Annotated in this window: 1 protein-coding gene; it reads right to left on the bottom strand. The window is 72.0% G+C overall.

Annotated features, from left to right (window positions below):
* A partial coding sequence (locus tag ACWEMJ_RS34110) for a DUF7507 domain-containing protein (RefSeq protein WP_452141022.1) occupies window positions 1–1803 on the bottom strand: 1803 nt, incomplete at both ends.

Here is a 1803-nt window from a genome sequence, read left to right as displayed (position 1 = left end):
ACCACCGGCCCGCCCTCGGGGTCGGTGCCGTTCGCCCGGGCGGTGTTCGTCACGTGCCCGGCCGACACGTCAGCGGCGGTGATCACGTAACTGCCGTGGCACAGCGTGCTCGCACCGGGGTTCAACACCGTCGAGCCGCACGCCACCGAGGTCACGTGGTCGTCGGTCACCGTCAGGTTGTGCACGGCCGCCGTGCCGGTGTTGGTGACGGTGTAGGTGTAGCTCACGGTGTCGCCGACGCGGAACGGGCCGGCCGCATCGGCCGACTTCGCGATCGACAGCGCCGCCCGGCCCACCACCGGCAGCACCACCGACGCCGGCGGACTCACCACCGTCTCGTCCTGCGGGTTCAGCCCGAACGCCTCCGCCCTGTTGGTGAGGTGGCCGAGCACCAGGTCCGCCGCGGTCACCGTGTAGGTGGCGTGGCAGGTGGTGCTCTGGCCGGGGAGGAGGGTGGTGGCGTCGCAGGTGACCGGGGTGGCGTGGTCGTCGGTGACCTGGATCTGGTGGAGCGGCGTCCGGCCGGTGTTGGTCACCGTGTACGTGTAGGCGACGGTGTCGCCGAGGTGGACGGGGCCCGCGGTGTCGGCCTGTTTGGTCAGGGAGACGGCGGACGGCCCGACGACGGGGACGGTGGCCTGGGTCTCCGGTGAGGTGATGGGCAGGCCCTCGGAGGTGCCGGTGGCGGTGGCGTGGTTGGTCACCTGGCCGGCGTCGGCGTCCGCGGCGGTGATCACGTAGCTGCCCTGGCACTGGGTGCTGTCGCCGGGGCTGCCCCGGGGGGCGAGGGTGGTGGTGGCGCAGGTGATTCCGGTGACCTTGTCGTCGGCGATCGCGAGGTTCGTGATCTCGGTGCCGCCCGTGTTGTTGACGGTGTACGTGTAGGCGACGGTGTCACCCGCGTGGTAGGGGCCGGGGTCGTCGACGTGTTTGACGACTTCGAGGCCGGGGGGCGCCACCAGGGGGACGTTCTCGGACGAGGGCGGCGAGGTGACCGGCTCCTCGTTCGCGGTGCCGGTGGCCACCGCGGTGTTGGCGACCTGCCCGGCCGCCACGTCGGCCGCGGTGACGGTGTAGGTCGCGGTGCAGGTGACGGTCTCGCCGGGTTGCAGGACGGTCACCGGGCAGCTGACGGGGCCGACCTTCGGGTCGGTGACGCCGAGGTTGTCGATGGGCACGTTCCCGGAGTTGGTGACGACGAAGTCGTACGGGATCGGCGAGCCCACGGTGAGGTCGGCCGGCAGCGGCTGGTGGGCCTGTTTGACGAGGTTGAGCTCCGGCAGCGGCTGGTCGGTGTGGATCACCACGTTGCGGATCAGGTGGACGTCGGTGAACAGGCCGGTCGAGCCGGCGAAGCCGAACTTGTAGGTGGCGGGGACGGGTTGGGGCGCGGCGGTCTGCAGGACCTGGTGCGGTCCGGTGCCGTCGTTGAAGTCGACGGTGACGGTCAGCACGGGGGCCGGCGCGGGCGTCAGGTGGACGTTGACCCGGCGGCGGGACGGCTCCAGCAGCGTCTGCGCCTGAGCGGGCGTCACGCCGGGCGGCAGGAAGGTGAGCGGGCCCTGCAGGGTTCCCGGGAGGGTGGACGGCCAGGGGCCGGCAGTCGAGAAGTTACCGGTGGTGGCGGTCAGGAAGCAGTACCCTTCGAGGCCGTCGCCGGGCCCGCGCAGGGTGACCATGTTGGGGCCGGGCGCGGGGATGCGGAAGACGGTGCCGGCCGGGGAGCGGGTGGGGCAGCCGTTGCCGCGGTGCTCCCAGTCGCCGAAGTAGTTGCCCAGGACGTCGAGTCCGACGCCGAGGTAG

Source organism: Kitasatospora sp. NPDC004531 (assembly GCF_053602195.1).
This window is presented reverse-complemented; position numbering and strand designations above follow the sequence as displayed.